This window comes from uncultured Porphyromonas sp. (genome assembly GCF_934359325.1).
Classification (GTDB): Bacteria; Bacteroidota; Bacteroidia; order Bacteroidales; family Porphyromonadaceae; genus Porphyromonas_A.
Window position 1 is genome coordinate 1 of sequence record NZ_CAKRLH010000109.1, and the last position, 5,321, is coordinate 5,321.

Here is a 5,321-nt window from a genome sequence, read left to right on the forward strand (position 1 = left end):
GTGTGAAGTGTGATTACTTCGTCACATGGCCTGTACCGGTAGGCCAGTAGATGTTTTGATAGAGATAGCTGTTCTCCGCTTTGTTATCTGGGCTACAGAGCTGCATCTCCGCAATGGAGAAGGGACTCAGATAGTGTCCCTCGTAGAATGTGTAGCCCCCATAGAGATCGTACTTCGTGCGGATCTGGTAGGGACGGAGGTACTTAGATACCTCTCTCGAGGAGACCTTGGAGTCCTCACCACCATCGGAGTACTTACCCTCGATCTGGCTCTCACCGGTCTTCTCATCGACATATTTCTTGCTCTTATAGATCTCGTCCCAGAGATTGATGCCCTCGATGTGGTAGTTCTTTACCTGATCCATAGCTCTCCAGCGCTTGAGGTCCTCCATACGGAAGCCCTCGCCTGCCAGCTCGCAGCGACGCTCGCGACGGATCGAGTAGAGGGTAGCATCGATCGGCTGTCCGGCAGAGAATGCCCCCCAGTCGTAGGAGGACCGATTGAGATCCGCCTCGTAGGACATATCTGTGGCAGCGATAGTGGTCTCGATAGGCGCAGTGATGCCGGCGCGCTTGCGGAGAGCATCCCAGTACTTGCGGGCGGTAGCATCGATGGAGTGATTCTTAAGGTACGATGCCTCAATATAATTGAGGTACGCCTCTTCGACACGGACGTGGATCAGTCCGCAGTCATCGCTGGGGGCGGTACCGATGCCCTTAGCCGGGTCGTAGCTACAGAACTTCCTCTGGCGGTAACCGGTCACGTCCCTATTCTCCTCGATCGCGATGATCTCAGGTGCGCCAAAGTCCTTCATACCGCCCTCCTTGATGTCATTGACCTTTGACTTCTCATCGTACATAAAGAGCTGGAGACGCTCGTCGCGATCAGTCTTGACCATGCTGATCGTCTTGTCCCCCTTGTAGCCTGATGTAGGCGCATAGATGGGAAGTCCGTTGTCCATCAGGAAGGACTCTACGAGACCGCGGGTCCAGCCGGAGTTGAATCCTCGTGCCAAGTAGTGGCTGGTGAAGTGCAGCTTATTAGCAGACTCTCCAAACTCCTCCCAGAAGAGGATCTCAGGATAGACACTCAGATCGGGGCTGGCGTACATATCGTAGTAGGGGTTCCACCCGGAGTAAGCCTTCGGGTCTGTAGGATTCATGATGTGGGTATTCTCCGTCTGGAGAGAGACGGCATCGCCGACCTTCTTGGCGGCATCCATAGCCTGGGAGAGGAAGAAGTCCACCTCGCCCGTTTGGTCAAAGGTCTTCCCCTTATTCCACTCCTTGTCCTTACCGGGCCAATTGGCATCCCCGGGGACACGACCGGAGCCTCTGTGGTAGAGCTCGAAGGTTCCCTCGAAGAGGGCCACGCGAGACTTCAGAGCCAGTACAGATCTCTTGGAGAGACGCTGATTGCGGGGCGTCGTCTCGGGAAGCAGCTCGATGGCCTTGTCGAGATCCTTAAGGATATGTCGAGCTACCTCGTTTCGGGGCATACGCTTGCTCTCACTGGCGAGGTCCTCGTCGACATTGAGTACCTTGTCTACAATGGGGAAGTCTCCGAAGGCGTAGAGCTTGTCGTAGTAGAGCATACCACGGATGGCATACGCCTCACCAATTGCTTGATTGATATCCTCAGGTCTGCCGGAGATCTTACCTTCCTTATGGCGAGCCTCGTTCTCAGTGATGAACATATTGACATCACGGATCGATCCGAAGTTGATGCCTCCGGTGCTTGGCACTTTCCATCGATCGAGCGTAAACATACCGAGGTTTCCACCTGTGGCTGCCTGATTGTCCGTGCCGTTGTCCCAAGTGGCCTTTCCACCATTGTATCCTCCCAGTCCTGGGAATACGGTAGAGTAGTAATTGATCGTGAAGCTGGAGAGCTGATCGGCGGTACTGTAGTAGGTGTCGGGACTGATCTGATCCAGTGGCCCCTTATCGAGAAAGTCGCAAGAAGCGGTCACGGCTCCTATCGCCAAGGCTGCGGTGAGTGCTCTAAGCCCCTGATATATAGTTGTCTTTTTCATGATTTCTTGTTCACTGGGTGTTAGAGATTCAGATTGAGTCCGACTGAGATCGTGCGCGCCAGCGGATAGATCTTACCCGGGCCCCAGTCTCCACCGGTTGCCTCGGGGTCAAAGATCTTATTCATCTGAGTGAAGGTGTAGAGATTGTCCCCTGAGAAGTAGATTCTCACTCTGGAGACGCCCAGCTGACTAGTCCACTCAGCAGGGAGGGTATAGCCGATCTGGAGGTTCTTGATGCGCATATAGGCGGCATTCTGGAGGTATCGGGTCTGGGTATAGAAGTTCTTACCGCCCTGATCGAAGAGTGGACGGGGGTAGAAGGCATCCAGATTAGCTCCGAAGTCCTTGTCTCCCTCCGGACGGAAGAAGTCGAGGTGCTCCTTGAAGCCTGCAGCCTGCCACATACCGTGGTTAGCACCGGTGCTGTAGGGGCTGGCGTCCCAGAAGTCACGCTTGCCGATCCCCTGGAGGAAGATGGATGCATCGAGCCCCTTCCACGCGCCGTCGAGAGTGATCCCGAAGCGGTAGCGGGGTGAAGAGTTTCCGATGATGGAGAGGTCTCCGTGGTCATCCAGTGTTCCGCGACCACCATTGACTTCGCCCTTGTCAAGTTGGTTCCCCTTATCATCTACCCGGTCGACGAGGTTCTTATACATCACGTCGCCGGCTGCCCAGTTGCTGCCCCAGGAGGGCTTATTGTCCTTGAGGTGATTGGCCATCTCTTCATCAGTCTTGGCGATGCCTACGGACTGGTAGCCCCAGATCTCGCCCATCTTCTTGCCCTCGTACCAGTCATAGATGTTGCCGGTGGGGTTGTAGTAGCGGGTGACGGTCTGGGTATCATCCGAGAGGACAAGCTTGACGCCATAGCGGAAGTCTGCATAGCTGTCACGCCAGCTGATCTCTAAGTCCCATCCCTGTGAGCGCATATCGCTATTATTAAGCGGGGGCTGATCGGCACCGAGGATGGAGGGCTTGGAGGGAGCGGGACCGACCATATTCTCCGTCGTGCGGACGAAGTAGTCGAAGTATCCCTGGAGGCGATTATTGAAGAGCCCGAAGTCCAGTCCGATATTCCACGACTTCACTGTCTCCCATGTCAGATCCGGAGAGACCAGTCCCGGCATGGAGGAGGTGTTCTGCCGCTCTCCGTCGATTAGCCAGCGGGAGTTCTTGGATCCCACCGGCTGAGAGAGGAACCAGGGGTAGAGCGCATCGATACGTGTGTTACCGAGCGTACCCCAGGAGCCACGGAGCTTCAGCATGCCGACGTAGTCGTTAAGTGGCTTAAAGAACTCCTCCTGTGCGATATTCCATCCGAGTGAGAAGGAGGGGAAAGTAGCCCAGGTCTTGTCACCGATGAAGCGGGAGGAGCCATCGCGACGGATGGATGCCTCTACGAGGTAGCGTCCGTCGTAGGCATAATTGACACGAGCAAAAGCACCCATGGTGGACCAGTGGTTGTTACCATATCCGGGATGGGTGTCCTTATGAGTGGCGGTATTGATGGTCGGGACATCGGGGGTGATCAGGTCATCACGCCAGGCGGAGAGGTACTTCCGCTCATTGGCCTCCATATCGAGACCGGCTACTACCTTGAAGTCGTGCACTTCGTTGAAGAGCTTAGAGTACTCGGAGTAGAAGCGACCGTTGAAGTAATTATTCTTGTCGAAGCTCTCGCTCACACGAGACTTCCCGGGAGAGTAGTCTCCACTCCATGCGGCGGCGACAGGATTCTGGTCCGGGTCGTAGTAGTAGATCGGGAGTACATCCCAGTGATTCTGTGCGTTGAGGGTATTGTAGTTACCCTCAGCACGGATGACCCAGCCCTCAAGCGGCATGATCTCGAGCGTCACCTGCTGATTGAGTCGGTCGGTCTGCTTGCGATCCAGTCCTCCGTCACGCATCTGCAGGATCTCGGTCCCGAAGGCATAGTGACCATTGGGGTCATAGACAATGTTTGTTGGCCAGCGACGGGCGATGTTGTGGAAGAAGAGTCCGGTCAGATACGAGGGACGCTCATAGTCCTCGCGGGACCACTTATTGTTGTAGGTGAGGCGCAGCCACGAGGTGAGGTCGGCAGTGATCTTACCGCTCAGGTTATATCGGCGGAACTCATCCTTACCATGCCTGATCAGTCCACGCTGGTCGAGGATAGCCGAGCTGACGTAGTACTTGATCTTGTCAGATCCACCACTGACAGAGATATTATGCTCCTGTGACGGGACATTCTTCTTGTACATCTCGGCAAACCAGTCTGTATTGGCCCAGCCGTCAGTGTACATTCCCCAGGGCTCATTGGCACTGTAGCCCCTCCAGACAGTCCCCCAAGCCTCTTCTCCTGTCAGAGTGCCGGCCTGGTACCCTTTGATCAGGCGGATCTTATTGTCGTCAAAGGGGAGCTGATCACCCTTGTTGCGCGCTGCGGCATTCCAGTAGCGGGCAAATTCGTACGAGTCCATCATCTCCGGGATTTGCGTCGCAGTGGCGAAGCGGACATTACCGTTGTAGCTGATCCGTGCCTTACCCTCCTTACCGCTCTTGGTGGTGACAAGGATCACACCAAAGGCTGCACGTGATCCGTAGATGGCACTGGCAGAGGCATCCTTCAGCACAGAGATGCTCTCGATGTCATTGGGTGCAAGGGAGTAGATGTCTCCCTCAGATCCATCAATCAGTACCAGTGGTGCGGACGATGATCCCTTGCCGATGGTACCGGTTCCACGTATGTTGAGAGCCATCCGGCTGTCGAGGGCACCACCGCTGTTGGTAACATTGAAGTTTAGTCCCGGTACGACACCCTGCAGCGCCTGACCGACGTTCTGCACCGGACGTGCCTCCAGGACCTTACTGTCGATCTGCGAGACGGCACCGGTAAGATTGGCTTTCTTCTGGGTACCGTAGCCGACGACGACAACCTCATCGAGGAGCTCGGAGTCCTCGATGAGGACAATATTTAGATGCAGAGGATTATTCTGCCCCCCCCCGTTTTTCAGGGTAATCTCCTGAGTCTTCATGCCGACAAAGGAGACACGAAGCGTCGCATCTGTGGGCACCTCGGTAATGGTGAAGTTGCCGTCTAGGTCAGCGGACGCTCCCTTGCCGGGGACGCCGACGACTGCCACGGTGGCGCCGATGACCGGCTCCCCGGAGGTGTCCTTGACGGTACCGGTGACGGTGACCGTCTGGGCCTGGGCAACAGTGGTGAAGAGTAAGACCAGCAGCGAGGCAATGCTTGCCAGCCTTAGTGATCTGATGACATTCATGCTGTTACTTATGATTAAAA

Annotated in this window: 2 protein-coding genes; both read right to left on the bottom strand. The window is 55.5% G+C overall.

Going from position 1 to position 5,321, the window contains the following annotated elements; genetic code table 11:
• Window positions 1-13: 13 nt before the first annotated feature.
• A complete protein-coding gene (locus Q0F21_RS05060) occupies window positions 14-2,035 on the bottom strand; it encodes a RagB/SusD family nutrient uptake outer membrane protein (RefSeq protein WP_297237984.1) in 2,022 nt (673 codons plus the stop codon).
• Between the two features lie 20 nt (window positions 2,036-2,055).
• Window positions 2,056-5,301, bottom strand: a complete 3,246-nt coding sequence (locus Q0F21_RS05065) for a TonB-dependent receptor (RefSeq protein WP_297237986.1) — start codon at window positions 5,299-5,301, stop codon at window positions 2,056-2,058.
• Window positions 5,302-5,321: the final 20 nt, after the last annotated feature.

What these genes read in the sequence shown, in the direction of transcription:
- Q0F21_RS05060 (WP_297237984.1), bottom strand. Translation starts at nt 2,035, where the DNA reads ATGAAAAAGACAACTATATATCAGGGGCTTAGAGCACTCACCGCAGCC.
- Q0F21_RS05065 (WP_297237986.1), bottom strand. Translation starts at nt 5,301, where the DNA reads ATGAATGTCATCAGATCACTAAGGCTGGCAAGCATTGCCTCGCTGCTG.